The sequence below is a fragment of the Streptomyces sp. CBMA156 genome, from assembly GCF_014596515.1.
GTDB lineage: Bacteria > Actinomycetota > Actinomycetes > Streptomycetales > Streptomycetaceae > Kitasatospora.
Window position 1 is genome coordinate 1 of sequence record NZ_MSJQ01000351.1, and the last position, 17,506, is coordinate 17,506.

Consider the following 17,506-nt stretch of genomic DNA (forward strand, 5'->3'; position numbering starts at 1 on the left):
CCGGACGACCTCCTGACGGGCGGCCGCTCCGCCCGTCCGCCCGCCCGCCCCGGCCGGTCCCGCCCACCGGCTCCGTTCGGGCCGGTCCCGATCGGACCGGCCCCGTCCAGGCCGGCCGCGTGCAGGCCGGTCCCGTGCAGACCGGTCCCGTTCAGGCCGCCGGGGCGTGGTCGATGTGCACGGTGGCGGCCAGCAGGCGCGGGACCGCCCGGATCAACGCCTGCTCCGCCGCCTCGGCCACCCGGTGCGCCGCCACCACGGTGAGCGCGCCGTCCACCACCACGTCCGCCTCGGCGCGCAGCGAGTGCCCGATCCACCGCATCCGCAGCGCGCCCACCCCGCGCACGCCGTCCACCTCGCGCAGCGCACCCTCGGCGGTGTCCACCAGGACCGGATCCACCCCGTCCATCAGCCGGCGGCCCACCTCGCACACCGAGCCGCGCAGCACCAGCAGGATCGCCGCCGTGATCAGCAGGCCGACCAACGGGTCCGCCCAGGGCAGGCCGAGCCCGGCCCCGGCCGCGCCGACGAGCACCGCGAGCGATGTCAGCCCGTCGGTCCTGGCGTGCACGCCGTCCGCGACCAGCGCCGCCGAACCGATCCGGCGGCCGGTGCGGATCCGGTAGCGGGCCACCCACTCGTTGCCCAGGCAGCCGGCCAGGGCGGCGACCGCCACCGCCCCCAGGTGGTCCACCGGCCGGGGGTGCAGCAGCCGGTCCACCGCGGCCACCCCGGTGAACACCGCCGAGGCCGCCACGGCCAGCACGATCGCCACCCCCGCCAGGTCCTCGGCCCGCCCGTACCCGTACGTGTAGCGGCGGTTGGCGGCCCGGCGGCCGAGCAGGAAGGCGATCCCGAGCGGGGCGGCGGTCAGCGCGTCGGCGACGTTGTGCACGGTGTCGCCGAGGAGCGCCACCGAACCGGAGAGGGCCACGATGGCGGCCTGGACCAGCGCGGTGGCGCCGAGCACCACCAGCGAGATCCACAGGGTGCGCAGCCCCTCGGTGGAGGCCTCCATGGCCGCGTCCACCCGGTCGGCGGCGTCGTGCGAGTGCGGGCGCAGGAGATGGGTGAGGCGGTCGCGCAGACCGTGGGCGTGGCCGTGGTCGTGGTCGTGGGTGTGACCGTGGGCCTGGTCGTGGGCGGGGGTGATGCCGTCATCGTGGTGATGGCCATGCCCCCGTCCGTGGTGATCTTCACCGCGATCGTGAGTGCGGTTGTGCAGGTGGTTGTGCGGGCGCGGGTTCGCGCCCTGGGCGTGGACGTCAGCCTCCATAGGCCCTACGGTGGCACATCAACCGCCTTGCAGCCATAGCCGTCCTACACCCTCTGACCAGCTGCGACGCGCTCGCAACTACGCCTCCCACGCCACTGTGCAGGACCACCCCGCCGGCCCCCGCCCGGCCGTCCCGCCGCCACTCCACCCCCGGTCGCCACCGGAACCGGCCTGGCGGCGACGGGTTCCGGGCATTCCATCGGATTGGTCACCCAGCGCACCGAGGGCCTACCGTAGAGTGAGCACAGATGATCGACCGTCAGAAACCCATCTCCCTTTCCGAGAAGCCGAGATGACCAACCGTCACGAGAGTCCCGCCGAGCCGCCCCCGGGGCCCGGCGAGCCGGCGGAGGTGCCACTGGAGTTCACCGCGTTCTGCGAACTCCACCGCCCCCGGTACCTCAGCTATGCCCGCGTGTGGCTGACCGAGCACAGCTCCGCGGCCACCGCCGTCCAGCAGGCGTTCGCGGAAATCGCGGTGCACTGGCGGGAGTTGATGGGCAGCTCCAACCCGACCGCGCACGCCTGGGAGATCCTGCGCGGCACCGTCGCCGAACACAGCCGCAGGGTGACCGCCGACCCGGACCGCCACCCGGCCGACGACGACCTCGCGGTCCTCCACTACGTCGTCGGGCTCGCCGCCCCCGAGATCGCCGACGTCATCGGCACCGACGCCGCCAGCGTGGCCGGCCGACTGCGCCGCACCATGCTGCGCGAGGCCTCCGGCTGGTGACCCCCCGCCCCGCCCGCCGCCGGAACGGCCTCCCCGGGGACGGCCGGCCCCTGGACGCCCGTTCCCGGGGCCTCCGGTCCCTGGACGCCCGCCCCCGGGACCGTCTCAGACCCGCTCGCCCGTCACGTCGAACAGGTGGTGCACCGGGTCGTGGATCAGGTACCGGGAGAACGTCTCGACCGTGAACCGCGCCCCGTCACTGCGGTTCCCGGTCCGCCGCCACTGCTCGCCGGCCACCCGCTCGAAGGCCGCGGCGAGCTTCTCCGCGGCCTCCGCCAGCTCCCCGGCCACCACCTGCGGGTCCTGCTCCCCGTAGCGCTCGGCGACGGCCGTCTCGTCCTGGTCCCAGTTGGGGAACAGCGGGCCGTCCTGGTCCAGCATCAGGTTCAGCCGGACTTCGAACAGCCGGAAGACGTCCCGGACGTGGCACGCGTACTCCAGGTCCGACCAGATCCCGGGGGCGGGCCTGCGACGCAGCCCCTCCCCGTCCCCGGCCAGCACCGCCAGCCAGCCCTCCGCGTTGGCCCTGACCATCCCGGCGACGTCCTCCCGGACAACCCTCGGGGTGTCCAACCCGCAGTCGGGGCAGGGGCGTTCCAGCACCCAGGTCCAGTCCTTGGTGTCCGGGACAATTCCGTCGGCGGTGGTGGTGGCGGTGACCGGTGCGTTCTCCACCGGCGTGCTCTCAGAAGTGCTCATGGCCCCAGCATCTCCGCCGCCCCACCGACCCCACCAGCGGCAATGACGCCAGCGACCGCCGAAATGCGGCCACCCCCGGCGCATTCACCCGGCGCAGTCCCCCCATACGCGCCCCCTCCGCCACGCTCACCCCACATCGGTGCGTACGGACGAAAACGCGTGGACGAACCGGAGACCGACCACCCATCCTGGGCGCCATGACCGCCGACGCCCTCGCCGACATCGCCGCCCTCGCCGTCAAGCCCACCCTGGACGGCCGCACCGTCCGCCTCGTCCCCCTCGGCGAACGGCACACCGAACCGATGTGGGAGCTCTGCGCCGACGAGACGACCAACCGGCTCACCGGCACCCGCACCGCCTTCACCCGCGACCGGATCCACCAGTGGTGCGCCACCCGCGCCGACCAGCCCGACCGCCTCGACCTCGCCGTCGAGGACCCCGCCACCGGCCGCTTCCTCGGCGAGACCGCCCTCACCGACGTCGACCCCGACAACTCCTCCGCCGGCTTCCGGATCGCCCTCACCCCGGACAGCACCGGCCGCGGCATCGGCACCGAGACCACCCTCCTGGTCCTGCGCCACGCCTTCGAGACCATCCGCCTCCACCGCGTCCACCTCGAAGTCTTCGAGTACAACGAACGCGCCGCCCACTCCTACCGCAAGTCCGGCTTCACCCTCGAAGGCCGCGCCCGCCAGGCCCACCACTGGGACGACCGCTACTGGGACGTCCTCCACATGGCCGCCCTACGCGACGAATGGCTCGCCACTCACTGATACGGCCCCCCATACGGCGGCTGCCGGTACGGCTGCTGCTGATGCGCCCCCGCAGCCGCGGCCCGCCTCCTCCGCCCCCGCACCACGAACACGACGACGAACACCACGACCCCGACCAACAGTCCCAGCAGCCCCACACCGATCCCCACGATGACCCAGGGCCCGATCGCGTCGCTGCCGCCGCCGTGGTCCCCCTCAGGGACCATGGGCGCCTCGGAGGGCTCGTCCGTCTCCTCATCGACGGGAGGAGGCGTGCCCTTCGCCTCCGGTCGGTTCGCCAGCGGGTTCTCCCGAGGTCCGTTGTCCACCGCGGGGTTCGCTTCCAGAGCCTTCGCCGGCGAGAGAACCCCATATCCGTAGCGGCTGTTGGGCACCCCGGACCCATCAGCCGGCGGAGTGGCCGACTTGATCATCCGGTTGATCACCTGTCCGGCCGACAGGCTCGGATATTTCGACCGAATCAGCGCAGCAGTGGCGGACGCATAGGCGGCGGCGCCGGAGGTACCGTCGCCGGCCGCGTAGCTCGTGGGTGACTTGGCCGAAGCGTGATAGATGTCCACGCCAGGTGCGATGAGTGTGGTCTCGGGCCCCGGTGTGGAACCGCCCCACACAACTCCCTTGGAATCCACGGCACCCACGGCCACCACCCCGGGGAAGGCCGCCGGATAGTTGACACCCAAGTCCGAACCGCTGTTGCCCGCACTGGCGATCAGAACGGCGTCCTTCGACACCGCGTACGCAACGGCCTTGCGCGTCTTCGTGTCGAACCGGAGGAGCCCTCCCAGGGACATGTTGACGACCGTCGCACCGTGGTCCACCGCGAAGCGGATCGCCTCGGCAAGATCGTTCACCTGAGGTTCGGGGCCACCGTCCGTGGTCTTCACCTTCACCGGCAGAATCTTCGCCTTCGGGGCCAGACCCATCACTCCGGCCTGCGAACCGTGTCCATGCCCCACGATGAGGCTCGCCATGCCGGTACCGTGGCCGACAGTATCGATACGGCCATCCGACTGGGTTCCTGAGAAGTCAGCCCCAGGAACGACCTGCCCGGTCAGATCCTGATGATCCGAGTTCACCCCACTGTCGATCACCGCAACGACGACGCCTTCGCCCTGGCTGACCGGCCACACCTTCGACTCGACCTCGAAGGTCTTCAAGGCCCACTGCTGGTCCCTGATCTGATCGCCCGACGCCGCCGGTGCGGCAACACTCCAGACCAATGCCCCGGCGGCAAGGGCCGCTGTACCACGCGCCAACCAGCGGCTCGTCAAACCCGGTCACCCCACTCGCCGAGGCGTCCCACAGATCCCCGACCTGCGGGACGCGATCAGATCACCCGTCCGTCCACGGGCCGGCCTCATTCCACCACGTTCGGGTTGGTCGGCTTGTCCGACGCCCAGGTCTCCTCGTCTTCTACGAGGTAGTCCGGCCGCTTGCCGTCCTTCTTCCGGTCCTTCTTCCGTCCTTGCGCCCCGCCCAACGGGACACCGGGCGTCATACCGTTCGCGCTTGCGGCGCTGGACTCCCCCCTGAACCGGTTTCGCGCCCCCAGCCCCGACCCGCCCTCGGTGAATGCCTGCTTGCCGCGCGCACCCTCGCCAGGCAGCGTGGTCTCACGGACAGCACCACCAGGCCGAGCCGGAAGCCCACTCGTCTGTCTGGCTCCGGACGCCCCGCGCCCCACGCCCCCGACACCCGGGTGGACTTGACCGCCACCACCGGTGTTGCCGGCTCGGCCCCCGAGTGGACTCGAACCGCCCCCTGGCGTCTCGGCGCCGGGGAACCCCTTGCCGCCGGTTCCGGTCCTGCTCTGGCCGAATCCAGGCACGCCCGGCGCATTCTGCGCGGTCGGCCCCGCAGGACTGACAATGCTCTGCCCGCCCCCGCCGGGGGGCGATCCGTTCGCGGGCCCTGCGGCCGGTGCACTGTTCAGGCCGGAAGTCTGGGTCCCCGAGGTAGGGGGTGTCGGAACGCTACCGCTCGGACCAGGAACCGGCGTACCGGTAATGCCCGAACCTGAAACACCGCCCGGTGTGGTCAACGGCTTCGCCGAGGCCTGCGCCGAACCTCCCTTGATCCCGGAGTCGACCGGGACAGCTGAATTCCTGGGTACGGAGCCCGCAGCCACCGGTGGCTGGGAGGACTTCGGCCGCTGCGTTGCGGGGGCGGGTACCGCCCGCACCGACGTTCCCCCGGCCCCAAGAGAGGTACCCGACATCATCGCGGCGGCCATCGCCGCTGCGGAACTCGGATCGCCCTGTGCTGCCACCTCGTGCGAGTTTTCTTTCCCCCCTGAACTGTACGGCGACGGAGCCTTCAGGGCCGGGGTGGCGACGCGGTAGTGCATGGCGAGGGTTTGCATGATGGCGGCCGCTTCGGCCTTCTTGCGGTCGGTGACCGGGATGTGTTCGTCGTCGTCGCCGAAGAGGGCGTCGCCGACGGTGTCCTTGACCTTGTCCCAGTTGCCGGGTTCCTCCGGCATGTCGCGCTTGGCCTTGGCCATGGCTTCGGAGGTCTGGTGGAGGATGTTGGCCGCGTCGTTGGCGTAGGCGGCGGCGTTGTTGATGCTGGCGGCCAGGGTGAGCATGCGGGTGTGGAAGGCGTCGCTGGTGGTGCCTTCCCAGGAGGTGGCGGCCTCGGTGCTGGCCTTGGTGAGGGTCAGGCGGATCTGCTTGAGGGTGTCGGCGGCCCTGCGCCAGGGGTCGCCGGCGGCCATCACCGCGCCGGGGTCGAGGGCCTGGGCCATCGTGCGGAGCTGGGCGTGGCTGTACTTGGTGAAGTCGGTGTAGACCACGGGCGGTCGGCCTCCGTTCGGTCCGGGCGGCGGGCGGCGAGCGGCGGCTAGACGGTGGTGTTGCCGCGGTTGGACGGGGTGAGGTTCTTCCGGGCCGCGGCCTGGCTGCTCGCGGAGGGCTGGGCGACGGACCAGCCGTCGTCGCCGGGCTTGAGCTTGGCGACGGTGTGCCGGTCCTGCTCCTCGTAGTTGGTGGCGGTGAGGTCGGCCTTCCGCTGGGCCTCGTTCACGGCTTCCTGGAGCTGGTTGAGGACGTCGCGCAGCGCGTCCCGCATGGTGCCGTAGCGGCCGTGGATCTCGGTGGCTTCGGCGAAGGTCCCGAAGGCGCTCTTGCCGATGCCGCTGCGGCCGTGGGTGTCGGTGCCGTCGGCGTGCTTCTGGAAGTCGGCGAGCAGCAGCCGTACTTGGCCTGCGAAGGTGCGCAGTTGCTCGACTTCGACGCGGTAGCCCTGCCCGGCTCCGCCGGTCGAACCGGTACCTGTGGTCCCTGGTCCTGGTCCTGATCCCATTTTCGGCGCCTCCCCCGTGCGTCCGTCCCTGGCGGCCGGGGCCGGGCCCCGGTGTCTCATGTCTAACACACCGGTCCCGAATCCCGCCCCGGGCATGGTCAGTTCGCGGTCGTCCCGGTCCGCTGGGCTTCGGCGAGGGCGCGTCGGCAGAGCGCGTCGGCGTGCCGGGTGGTCTCGGGGAGGCGGTAGTGGCGGGCGAGGCCGAGGGTGGTGCGGACGGCGGTGTCGAGGCCGGTCCGGTGGCCGACGGAGACGAAGACGGGTTTCACGCCGGGCCTGGTGCGGACGGCGCGGCCGACCTCCTCGCCGGTGGCGGGGTCGGTGAGCGGGGTCCAGGAGCCGCGCGGGGCGTCGGGCTGGTGGTGGTCGAAGGTGAAGGGGGTCTTGGCGACGCCGAGGGTGCGCAGTCCGGTGAGGACGCCGAGGTGGCTGGCGAGTCCGAGGCGGCGGGGGTGGGCGAGGCCGTAGCCGTCGCAGACGACGGTGTCGGGGGTGCGGGTGAGGGCGGCCAACGCGTCGAGGACGGCGGGCAGTTCGCGGAAGGCGAGCAGTCCGGGGACGTACGGGAAGGCGATCCGGCCGACGGCGGTGGCCTGTTCCACGACGTCCAGGGTGTCCCGGTCGAGCAGGACGGCCGCGGCGGCGACGAGGTCGCGGTCGTCGTCGTACGCGACGTCCACACCGGCGATCAACGGGCCGGCGGCCTCGTCGTCGTGGGCCTGGACGAGCGGGCGCAGCCGCTCCTGTTCGGCGAGCGCCTCGGCCTCGGTGGTGGGCCAGTCGGCGGGGATGGGCACGGTCGGTTCCCCCGGTACGTGTGGGTGCGTGGTGGTGCGCGGTGTCGACAGGTTCCGGGTCACCGTACCGACCGGGGCGGACGACCCCGGGATGAGCCCGTGCGCCCCCTGTGCCCCCGCCCCCGGCGGCTAGCCTGGACGTACCCGGCTCCCCCGCCGGGCAGGACCACTGGAACCGGCACCACTCCCGCCCGTTTCCCCCGACGTGCGAAGGACCCCCCGCCATGCCGCGCCCCTCCGTCGCCCAGGTCTGCCTCGGCTCGTTCACCGTCGTCGCCGCCACGGTGGCACTGCTCGCCGTCTCGGGCGCCTCCGGCCTCCTGGCGGTCGCGGTGCTGGTGGGGTTCGCGCTGGCGCTCGGCACCGTGGTGACGGTGCTCGCGATGTCCGCCGCCCGGTCCGAGGCCCCGGCTCCGGCTCCGGCTCCGGCTCCGGCTCCGGTGACGAGCCCCGCGGATCCGGCCGAGGCGCCCCGCCCCGCCCCGGCCGCTGCCGGGCACGCGTACGCCCGGCAGCGCTGAGGCGCCGCCGGGCGCAGGTGCGTCCCGCTCCGCCGCTCAGACCTCCGTGGTGACCACCACGGTCTTCGCGGCCTTGTCGTGCAGGCACTGCCGGTACGGCTTGTCGAAGACGCCGAAGAGGCCGTCGACGACCCACCAGAGTGCGGCGCAGCAGAGCACGGCCGGGAGGATGAAGACGGCGGCGCGGGTCCAGGCGGCGGACTGGGTGGGCTTGTTCCCGTCGACGAGCATGGCGACGCGGATCTTCATCGCCTTCTTGCCGAGCGTCTGGCCGTCCCGGCTGAGCATCAGGGCCTCGTAGACGAGGTAGATGGCGCAGCCGAGCCAGAACGCCTCGGTGGAGCCGTTGCGCGTGCCGAGGTCGCTGAAGGGCCCCACGATGATCACAGCGATGAGCTGCATCAGGAGGTAGTCGATCAGCCGGGCGAGGATCCGCTTGGGCCAAGTGCCGATCGGCGGCATGCCGGGGACGGGGCCGGCGCCGGGAGTGCCGTACGCGCCGGGGCCGTAGCCGGTGCCGTAGCCGGGCGGGGCCTGGTCGGACGGGGGCTGGCCGTAGGGAGTCTGACCGTACGGGTCCTGACCGGGGGTCGGAGCGCCGTACGGGCTTCCGCCGTAGGTGCCCTCATAGGCGCCGGGACCGCCGGACGGACCGTTGGACGGGGTCGGGCCGGACGGCTCGCCTTCCGGCGTGCCGCCGCCGGGCTGCGGGGGCTGCTTGTCGAAGGAGGGCTTGCCGCCCCCCTCCGGCTGGGGGCCTGAGGGGTCGTGGGTGCTCATGCTCCCGAGTAGAACATCACACATTCTCAATGCTTGGGACATTTTGTCCGTTTTGCACGAGGCCTGCGGCCCTCAGCCGCGCACCACCCGGGTACGGGCCGCGCGGTCCTGCCAGCCTCGCCGCGCCGTACGGTCGAACACCGGCCAGACCAGGCCGAGCAGCAGCACCACGCCCAGTTGCCGCACGGCCCAGCGGAGCAGCGAGCGGCCGAGGCTCAGCCTGGCCCTGGCCGCCGGGGCGGCGGCGTCCACCACGCGGATCCGGGCCAGCCGCTTGCCGAAGGTCTGGCCGGTGCGGGCGATCGGCAGCACCTCGTAGAGCAGGCTGACGAACAGCAGGATGCCGATCAGCACGGCGATCTTGCCGAGCACCACGTCGTCGACCAGCCAGACCTGGATCTGACGCCGGGTGAGGGCGCTGGCCATCCGGGCCTGGTCGAGCTTCCGCTGGAGGTGGTCGGTCACCGAGCGGCCGAGCGGGATCCCGGCGGCGACGGCGACCACCAGCAGCACGGCGGTGTCCACCGCCCGCGCCGCCAGGCGACGGCCGAGGCCGGCCGGCGCGGCCGCCCGGGAGCCCTTGGCGGCCCGGGAGGCCCGGGAACTCCGGGAAGAGGGGGCGGGGGCGGCACCGGACGGGCGGGGCTGGACGGCGGTCTCCCGGACCGTCCGCACGGTGGGCAGCGGGGCGACCGGGGCGGAGCCGGCCGTGGCGACCGCGGGCGTCGAGGCCACCGGGGCGACCGCGACCGGAGCCACCTCCCCGCCGAGCACCGGCACCGGTCCCGAGGCCAGGACGGCCGGCACCGGCGCCTCCCGGACCGCCATCGCCATCGCCACCGCCACGGCGGGCGCACCGGTGGCCACCGGCTCCACGGCAGCCGAAGCACGCTCAGGCTCCGCACGCCCTTGATCCGCGTCAAGCGCCTCCGGAAGCACCCCCCAGGAGACCCAGCGCGGCGCATCGCCCGTCTCCACCAGACCCCGCTGCACCCGCGGATCGGCCTGCCAGCCGGACTCCCCGTGCCACCCCGGCTCTCCGTGCCATCCGGGCTCCGCGGCAGCCGGGGCGGGGGCCGAAACCGAAGAGGCCGCCGGAACCGAAGAGGGAGTCGGGACCGGGACCGCACCCGCGCCCGGGGCCGTCCCCGGCATCGCGCCGACGACCACCGGCTCGCCCGAGGACCCGGGCAGCCCGATGCCGGAGAAGCCCGAAGACGCCGCCGACGGAGCCCCCTGCGCGTCGACCGTCCGGAACACCGGCCCGCCGATCACCTCCGCCACCCGCGACCCGAGCACGAAGGACGCCCCGCCCGAGGTCTGGTCGAAGTACACCGGCCCGGTGTCACCGCCGCCCGCCGGCATCCCCGCCACCACCATCGCCTGCATCCCCGCCGCGGGCCCCAGGCCCGGAGGCCCCAGAGCCGGAGCCAGGCCCTGCCCCGCCTCCGGCCCCTGCCCCTGCACCGGCCGCGACACCGTGTCCACCCCGCCCGGAGGCAGCACCGGAGCCACCACCGAAGGCGCCACCGGTGGCACCACCGACGACTCCGTGGACGGCACCACCGGCGGCGGCACCACGCGCGCCGCGCCCCCGTCCGGGGCGGGCCGCCTGGTCGCGTACCGGGGCGCTTCCAGCACCTCACCCTCGGCGGGCGCGAGCCGGGTGGTGCCCGGCACCCAGGCCGAGCCGCCCCAGTACCGGACGAAACCGGGGATGGAGGGGTCGGGGTAGTAGCCGGGCTCGGGCGCGACGGCCGGGTCGCCGGCGTCGGCGAAGGGACGGTCCGTCATGGGGGTCTTCTCTCCTGGCAGGTCCCGACGAGGGCAGTGCGGGCCGGTCGAGCCCGCCACGGCAGACGAGTCGATCCGCGCGCACGGCCCGGCGCGCGCCCGGCGCTCGGCGCGTGCGGGGGCGCCACCGATGGGCGGACAGTCGCCGGACAGTCACAAAGGGTAGTACCTCACCGGAGCCAGGACGGGAAGTTCGTGATTCCCCGGACAGTGAAGGGTCGCTCAAGGTAGGGAACCCGGCGCACGGCAAGTGCTCGCGCGCCGTACCGTCCGCCGTTCACCACCCCTCACCAAACTTCCCGAAGAAATCCCGGAAACGTGTGTAAGAGCCGGTGCGGACCGCCCTCTCAAAGGTCACAGGGGCCCGGAACCGGGCGCCGCCCGAAGACAGAGAGGAAGACGATCATGGAGCGTCCCGTCAGCGTGGTCGAGCACGAGCTGGAGCTCAACCTGGTGCTCTCGCCGGAGCACAGCGTCCCCGTGCCGGCCCGGCTGTCCTACGGCAGCCACGACCCGTACGCGGTGTACATGACCTTCCACCTGGACACCGGGTCCCCGGTGACCTGGGTGTTCGCCCGCGAGCTGCTGGTCGAGGGCACCTTCCGCCCGTGCGGCCAGGGCGACGTGCGGATCTGGCCGACCCGCTCGGGCCGGCGCAGCGTGCTCTGTCTGGCCCTGAGCTCGCCCGCCGGGGACGCGCTGCTGGAGGCCCCGCTGCCGGTCGTCGCGGCCTGGCTGGAGCGGGCGCACCGGCTGGTCCCGCCGGGCAGCGAGCTGGCCGCGCTGGACATGGACGGCTCGCTCGCCGAGCTGCTCGCCTAGGCGTGCGCCGCAGCGTGCACCGGCACGTACGGCAGCACCTGCCCGGACCCGAACGCGAACACGAGCGCGGGTACGAACAGGAGCAGGAGCAGGAGCGGGACCAGGGAAGCAGGAGCGGCGCCCCCGCCGGTTCAGCGGGCCGCGGGGGCTTGCTGACGACCGCGGGCGGTGTCCGGGCCTCCGGCGTCGCGCTGTCCGGGCAGCCGGACCAGCGGTGCGCCGGCCGAACGCCGTCGGGCCCTTATCCGGACGGCGGCGGCGAGCAGGAAGCAGAGTCCGACCCACGGATAGACCGAGGTCGGCAGCTGGCGCCACGGTGACATGTCGAGGACTGCCTGGCCGACCGGCTTCGCGGCCCACATCGCGAAGGACAGGAAGGCGACCAGCGTGGCCCAGAAGACGGCCCGCCAGCGCAGCCGGCGCACGCCGGCCGGGCGGGCGTGCTCGACGGAGGCCTCGGCGGCGAGCAGGACCAGCATCGGCACGCACCAGACCCAGTGGTGGGTCCAGCTGATCGGCGAGATCAGCACGGCGGTGACGGCCGCGCAGCAGACGCCCCAGGCCTCGGCCCGGGGCAGCCAGCGGCCGCTGCGCGCGGCCCAGGCGGAGACCGCGAGGCCGGCCAGCGCGACCAGTCCGGCCCCGAGGGTGGCGATCGTGCCGGGGTCGGCGGTGTGCAGCAGGCGGGCGAAGGCGCCGCGCAGCGACTGGTTGTCGACGATCCAGGTCTTGCCGACCCTGGAGGAGTCGTAGAGGTACTCGGTCCAGAAGCCCCGGGTGGCGTCGGGCAGCACCAGGGCGCCGAGCAGGAAGGTGCCGAGGAAGGTGAAGCCCGCCACGAAGGCGGCCCTGATCCTGCCGGTGATCAGCAGGTAGACCGCGAACAGGCCGGGGGTGAGCTTGATGCCGGCGGCGATGCCGATCGCCACGCCCTTGCTCCGCCGCCCGTCCGGGCGGGTGAGGTCCCAGAGGATCAGGCAGGCCAGCGCGAGGTTGATCTGGCCGTAGCGGAGCGTGGTGAAGACCGGTTCGAGCCAGACCCCGAGGCCGGTCACCAGGATCACGCCGATCGGCCGCAGCTCGCGGCGCGGCCAGCCGGCCAGCTTGAACGACAGGTGGGTCAGCAGGGCGAGCAGCCCGACGTTGCCGAGAGTGATCGCCACCCTGAGGAACGGGACCGGGAACCAGGTGGTCGGGACGAACAGCATCGCCGCGAACGGCGGGTAGGTCGCGGGCAGGTTCCACTCGGTGACGCGCAGCGCGTACAGGTCGGTGCCGTCGGCCACGGCGGCGCCCTCGGCCCGGTAGACGATCATGTCCACCATCGAGGTGTGGACGAAGTGCCGGACCACCGCGTACACCAGCAGCGACACCAGCGCCACGGCGGAGGCGGCCAGCAGCGGGCGGCGGGGGGCCTCGCGCAGAGCCCGGACGGGAGCGCCGACGGCCCGGCGCAGCCGGTCCGACAGGGGGGCGGGCGAGGGGTCGGGTGCGGTCCGCACCGGGCTGCGCTCGTCTTGCACCGCTGTCACTGTCCACTCCGTCCAGGGCTGGGCCAACCAGCGACGATACCGGATGCGGTCCGGGCGGGACCGGACACGTTCGCCTACGCAGCGTGACAAAGCGGCCCTGACCGGCCGTACTCCGCTGCGGGCGGAGTACGGCCGGCCAGGACCGGGGACAGCGGCGTGAACCGGGCGATCGGGCAGAACGCGGAGGACGGGGAGGACGGGCCTCAGCCCTTGTACGCCCCCAGGGCCCGGGTGAAGTCCAGCGGCTGCTGGACGACGCTGCTGCACGTGGCGTCGGCAACGGCCTTGGCGCCGCCCTCGCAGGCCTTGTCCCGGGTGCCCGACCACATGGACAGCCAGGCCAGGTGCCTGGCCGCCGCGAAGTCGGCCAGCTGCTTGGCGTCGGCCACCGTGAAGACCTCGCTGGCGACGTCGTTGACGCCGATCATCGGGGTGACCGCGACCTTCCGCCAGGCGGCCGCGTCGTCCAGCCCGAGCACGCTCTTGACCTGGGCCTGGGTGGCGGTCGCCGCGGCGATCGCGTACTTGCCCATCTGGCCCTGCGGGTTGGGGGCGACGCCGTCGCCGAAGTCCATCGCCATGATGTTGACGGCGCCGATCGCGACCCCGTTGGCCTTGGCGCCGGCGACCAGGTCGACGCCCTCCTGGGTCAGGCCGGAGGGCAGCGCGGGCAGGGTGAAGGAGACGTCCAGGGCCTTGCCCTTGGCGGCGGCGGTCTTCTGGAGCTGGGCGATGGCCTGGGCGCGCCGGGTGTTGGCGGCGGCGTTGGCGATCGCCCCGCCCTCGACGTCGAAGTCCAGCCTGGTGAGGCCGTAGGCGTCCACGACCTTCTGGTACACGGCGGTCAGCTCGGCGGTCGAGCCGCAGGCCAGGGCGAGCTCGCTGCCGTTGGCCCCGCCGAAGGAGGCCCGGACCTCGCCGCCGGCCGCCCGCAGCGCGCCGATCTGGGCGGCCACCGCGTCGGCGGACAGCTCGCTGACACCGCCCCACTTGGGCGTGCAGCCGCCGCCGGACACCACGAAGGCGAGGTTGAAGTTCTTCACCCCGCTCGCCTTGGCGGTGGCGACCAGGTCGTACGGCGGGTAGAGCGAGGTGTCCACGTACGGGGCGAAACCGGCCCCGGCGCCGACCGGGGGAACGGGCACACCGGTCGCCGTGGGGGTGACGGTCGGGGTGGGGGTCGGCGCCGGGGTGGTCGGCTTCACCGTCGCGGTGACGGTCGGGGTGGCGGTCGGGGTGACGGTGGGGACCGCGGTGGTGGTCGGCGCGGCGGTGGCCGTCGCGCTCGCCGTGGGCGAGGGGGTGGTGGTCGGACGGCCCGAGGGGGTGGGCGCGGTGCCGTCTCCCGCCTTGCAGGAGACGTTGTTGATCAGGCAGCCGGACGGCTCGGCCTGGGCCCCGCCCGCGCCCTGGGCGACGAAGCCGACGACCACGCTCTTGCCGGGCTCCAGCCGCTTGTTCCAGGCCTCCGGCCTGACCGTGACGTGCTGCCCGTCGACGGTGAGGGTGGCGTTCCAGAGCGAGTCGATCTTCGCCCCGGCCGGCAGGTCGAAGCTGAGCGTCCAGTCCTCGATCGCGCTGCTGTCCGGGTTGGTGACCAGGTACTGGCCGGTGTAGCCGGAGTCCCAGGAGCTGGTGCGGCTGTAGACGGCACCGAGCGAGGCGGCGCTGGCCGAGGAGGCGAGGACGATCGTCCCGCCGGCGACCAGGGCGGCGGCGACCGCGGTGGCCCCGATGATCGCGCCCCGGCGGCCGCGCCTGCGGTGGCCGGAGCGGCGGGTGGGCTGGGTCGTCATGGCGCGTTTCCTCCGCGGATGCCTACGGTCGGCCACCGTCCGGGCGCGGCTGCGCAGGGACCTCCGGGCGGCCGGCCCGGCACGGTCGGGTGACCGGCGCGACCGACGCTAGCGGCGGTCCGGGGGCGGAACCGACGGGCTGAGCGAGGGGTAGAACTCCCTTAGGCCGCTGTTAAGGAACCTCCCCGGCCCACCGCCGCGGAGCGGCCGGTCCCAGGCCGGTCCCAGGCCGGTCCCAAGCCGACGCCAGGCCGGCACCAGAACGGTCCCAGGCCGGCACCGGGCCTCGGGGCCGGACCGGTCGGACGCCGGAACGGAACCGGAGGCACCGTCACTTCTGGAAGAGCGCGCCCCGGCTCCGCCGCCGTCCGGTGCGCGCGGGCTCCGCCGCCTGCGGCCCGGTGAGCAACCGCAGCCGGGTCTCGGCGCCGCCGAGCACCGCCGAGCGGCCGAGCGCGAGGTCGCCGCCGGTGGACTCGGCGAGCTTGCGGACGATGTCCAGGCCGAGGCCGGTGGAGCCCTCGCCACCGTGCCCCTCGCCGCGCTTCAGGGCGGCGGCCGGGTCGCTGTAGCCCGGGCCGGCGTCGCCGACCAGCACGATCACCGAGCAGTCGGTGGCCAGCACGTCCACCGAGAAGGCGGTGCCGATGGTGGTGTGCCGGAAGACGTTGCCGAGCAGCGCGTCGACGGCGGCCGCCAGGTCGCCGCGCTGGACGGGCACCGGCGCCGCCCGTTCGGCGCCGGCCAGTTGCCAGCGGCGCCCCTCGTCCTCGGCCAGTGCCGACCAGAAGGCGACCCGTTCCCTGATCACCTCGGCGGCGTCGCAGCCGACCGCGACGGCGGGCGCGTCCTCGGGGGCGCGGCGGGCCGAGCGGATGATCTGGTCGACCTCGCGCTCCAGTTGGGCGACCGCGTGCCGGGTGGCGTCGGCCGCGTCGCCCTCGCCGAGCGAGGCGGCGTTGAGCCGCAGCACGGTCAGCGGGGTGCGCAGCCGGTGTGACAGGTCGGCGGCCAGTTCCCGTTCCGCGGCGAGGAGTTGGACCACCCGGTCGGCCATGGTGTTGAACGCGTGGCCGGCCTCACGCAGTTCCTCGGGGCTGCCCTCGACCTGTTTTCCCTCCACCGGGACCCGCACCGAGAGGTTCCCGGCGCCGAGCGAGCGGGCGGCGGCGGCGAGTTTCCTGGCGGAGGCGACGATCCGGCTGCCCATCCGGTCGGCGACCAGGACCGAGATGGCGACCAGGCCGAGCGCCACGGCGGAGAGCACCTGCCAGGCCGTGGCGACGCCCCGGGTGAGGTCGCTCTCGGCCACGAACACCTCGACCACCGCGGTCCGTCCGGTGTCCACCGCGACCGGCTGGAGCAGGGCGTACCCGCCGGCCACCTGCACGGTGAAGGAGCGGCCCTGCCCGCCGGCGGTGGCCACGTCGGCCGCGACGGCACGGGCCTCCCCGAGCGTCGGGCCCCCGGGCTCGCCGACGGCCGGTCCGGCGGCACTCGTCCCGGCACGCACTCCGGCACCGGCCCCGGCCCCGGCGGCGGTGGTGCCGGAGCTGCCCGTCCCCGCACCACCGTCCCCGCCACCCGGCCCGGCGGGCTGCCCGGCCGCCGGCAGGTGGACCGCCATCCGCCCCTGACCGCCGGCGTCCGTGCTGGCCAGGGCCCGGTTGATCGCGTCCTGGTCGGTGGTGATCGCCAGGGCGGGCCCGAGCGCCGCCGCCTGCCGCTCGGCGGCGGTGAACGCCCGGTCCCGCGCGGTCTGTTGGACCATCATCCCGAGCGGGATGAGGAAGGCCAGCGCGACCATGGTGGTCCCGGCCACGGCGGCCTTGATCAGGGCCCAGCGCAGCGAGCGCCCGAAGCGCCTCATGTCCGGTGCTCCGCCGGACCCCCGGCCGCCTCCAGCCGGACCCCGACACCCCGGACGGTGTGCAGGTAGCGGGGGTTGGAGGCGGTCTCGCCGAGCTTGCGGCGCAGCCAGGAGAGGTGGACGTCGATGGTCTGGTCCCCGCCGTAGGTCTGCTGCCAGACCTCGGCGAGGATCTCCTTGCGGGGCACCACCACACCGGGCCTGGCGGCCAGGAAGGCCAGCAGGTCGAACTCACGGCGGGTCAGGTCGAGCGGCCGTCCGTCCAGTGCGGCCTCGCGCCGCTGGAGGTCGATGGCCAGCCCGCCGACCCGGAGCACTTGGGCGACGGGCGCGGCGCCGCCGCCGAACCGGCGCAGCACGGCGGTCATCCGGGCGCTGAGGTGCTCCCCGGAGAAAGGTTTCACCAGGTAGTCGTCGGCACCGTCGTTGAGCAGCCGGATGATCTCGGCCTCGTCGTCCCTGGCAGTGGAGATGATCACCGGCACGTTGGTCAGGCCCCGGATCATCTTGAGCGCCTCGCTGCCGTCCAGGTCCGGCAGGCCCAGGTCGAGGATCACCAGGTCACAGCCGACCTGGGCGACCTCCCGCAGCGCCTCCAGGGCCGTGCCCACGCTGCGGACCGCGTGACCCGTGTCGGTCAGGTGGCGGATGAGGGCGGAACGTACGAAGGGGTCGTCCTCGACCACGAGCACTGTTGCCATGGGCCTGCACGGTACGCCATCACCGGGTAATGGTCTGTACCTCGGGGGTGGGTCCGGACATTGTGCAACTGCCCTGCCGAATACCGGGGGTGCCGGTCTCCATCCGTAT

The 17,506-nt window shown here is 73.7% G+C and carries 16 protein-coding genes; 4 read left to right on the forward strand and 12 right to left on the reverse strand.

Going from position 1 to position 17,506, the window contains the following annotated elements:
- Positions 1–151: 151 nt before the first annotated feature.
- A complete protein-coding gene (locus tag BU198_RS30405) occupies positions 152–1,276 on the reverse strand; it encodes a cation diffusion facilitator family transporter (protein ID WP_188298743.1) in 1,125 nt (374 codons plus the stop codon).
- A 292-nt stretch (positions 1,277–1,568) separates the two neighbouring features.
- Between BU198_RS30405 and BU198_RS30410 the strand changes: the two genes are divergently transcribed.
- Positions 1,569–2,009, forward strand: coding sequence for a hypothetical protein (locus tag BU198_RS30410; protein WP_188298742.1), 441 nt, complete (start codon positions 1,569–1,571; stop codon positions 2,007–2,009).
- Positions 2,010–2,114: 105 nt separating this feature from the next.
- Here the strand turns inward: BU198_RS30410 and BU198_RS30415 are convergent, their stop codons facing one another.
- Entirely contained in the window at positions 2,115–2,708 is a 594-nt protein-coding gene (locus BU198_RS30415; RefSeq protein WP_188298741.1) for a DinB family protein, read from the reverse strand.
- A gap of 197 nt (positions 2,709–2,905) precedes the next feature.
- Between BU198_RS30415 and BU198_RS30420 the strand changes: the two genes are divergently transcribed.
- Positions 2,906–3,481, forward strand: coding sequence for a GNAT family N-acetyltransferase (locus BU198_RS30420; protein ID WP_188298740.1), 576 nt, complete (start codon positions 2,906–2,908; stop codon positions 3,479–3,481).
- Here the strand turns inward: BU198_RS30420 and mycP are convergent.
- The 4 genes from mycP to BU198_RS30440 form a co-directional block, all read right to left on the reverse strand.
- Positions 3,475–4,638 (reverse strand): type VII secretion-associated serine protease mycosin, encoded by a 1,164-nt coding sequence (gene mycP / locus BU198_RS30425; RefSeq protein WP_188298739.1) that lies wholly within the window; start codon positions 4,636–4,638, stop codon positions 3,475–3,477. The genes BU198_RS30420 and mycP overlap by 7 nt on opposite strands.
- A gap of 200 nt (positions 4,639–4,838) precedes the next feature.
- On the reverse strand, positions 4,839–6,275 hold the full coding sequence (locus tag BU198_RS30430; RefSeq protein WP_188298738.1) for a hypothetical protein: 1,437 nt from the start codon (positions 6,273–6,275) through the stop codon (positions 4,839–4,841).
- A 47-nt stretch (positions 6,276–6,322) separates the two neighbouring features.
- On the reverse strand, positions 6,323–6,784 hold the full coding sequence (locus BU198_RS30435; protein ID WP_188298737.1) for a hypothetical protein: 462 nt from the start codon (positions 6,782–6,784) through the stop codon (positions 6,323–6,325).
- Between the two features lie 98 nt (positions 6,785–6,882).
- Entirely contained in the window at positions 6,883–7,581 is a 699-nt protein-coding gene (locus tag BU198_RS30440; protein ID WP_188298736.1) for an endonuclease V, read from the reverse strand.
- Between the two features lie 224 nt (positions 7,582–7,805).
- Between BU198_RS30440 and BU198_RS30445 the strand changes: the two genes are divergently transcribed.
- Positions 7,806–8,102, forward strand: a complete 297-nt coding sequence (locus BU198_RS30445) for a hypothetical protein (protein ID WP_188298735.1) — start codon at positions 7,806–7,808, stop codon at positions 8,100–8,102.
- Between the two features lie 36 nt (positions 8,103–8,138).
- Here the strand turns inward: BU198_RS30445 and BU198_RS30450 are convergent, their stop codons facing one another.
- Both BU198_RS30450 and BU198_RS43515 read right to left on the reverse strand, forming a co-directional pair.
- On the reverse strand, positions 8,139–8,882 hold the full coding sequence (locus BU198_RS30450; RefSeq protein WP_188298734.1) for an RDD family protein: 744 nt from the start codon (positions 8,880–8,882) through the stop codon (positions 8,139–8,141).
- 72 nt (positions 8,883–8,954) lie between these two features.
- A complete protein-coding gene (locus BU198_RS43515; RefSeq protein ID WP_188298733.1) occupies positions 8,955–10,676 on the reverse strand; it encodes an RDD family protein in 1,722 nt (573 codons plus the stop codon).
- Between the two features lie 405 nt (positions 10,677–11,081).
- Here BU198_RS43515 and BU198_RS30460 point away from each other — a divergent pair, with 405 nt between their 5' ends.
- The gene (locus tag BU198_RS30460; RefSeq protein ID WP_188298732.1) at positions 11,082–11,498 is read left to right on the forward strand and encodes an SsgA family sporulation/cell division regulator; all 417 of its coding nucleotides are present in this window, start codon (positions 11,082–11,084) and stop codon (positions 11,496–11,498) included.
- A gap of 131 nt (positions 11,499–11,629) precedes the next feature.
- Here the strand turns inward: BU198_RS30460 and BU198_RS30465 are convergent, their stop codons facing one another.
- The 4 genes from BU198_RS30465 to BU198_RS30480 all read right to left on the reverse strand — a co-directional run bounded on the left by BU198_RS30465 (position 11,630) and on the right by BU198_RS30480 (position 17,397).
- Positions 11,630–13,030: a glycosyltransferase 87 family protein gene (locus BU198_RS30465; RefSeq protein ID WP_188298731.1), complete on the reverse strand. Its 1,401-nt coding sequence runs from the start codon at positions 13,028–13,030 to the stop codon at positions 11,630–11,632.
- A 203-nt stretch (positions 13,031–13,233) separates the two neighbouring features.
- Positions 13,234–14,826 (reverse strand): cellulose binding domain-containing protein, encoded by a 1,593-nt coding sequence (locus BU198_RS30470; protein WP_188298730.1) that lies wholly within the window; start codon positions 14,824–14,826, stop codon positions 13,234–13,236.
- Positions 14,827–15,157: 331 nt separating this feature from the next.
- On the reverse strand, positions 15,158–16,696 hold the full coding sequence (locus BU198_RS30475; RefSeq protein WP_188300080.1) for a sensor histidine kinase: 1,539 nt from the start codon (positions 16,694–16,696) through the stop codon (positions 15,158–15,160).
- Positions 16,693–17,397: a response regulator transcription factor gene (locus BU198_RS30480; RefSeq protein WP_188300081.1), complete on the reverse strand. Its 705-nt coding sequence runs from the start codon at positions 17,395–17,397 to the stop codon at positions 16,693–16,695. The genes BU198_RS30475 and BU198_RS30480 overlap by 4 nt, the downstream gene beginning before the upstream one ends.
- Between the last annotated feature and the right edge of the window lie 109 nt (positions 17,398–17,506).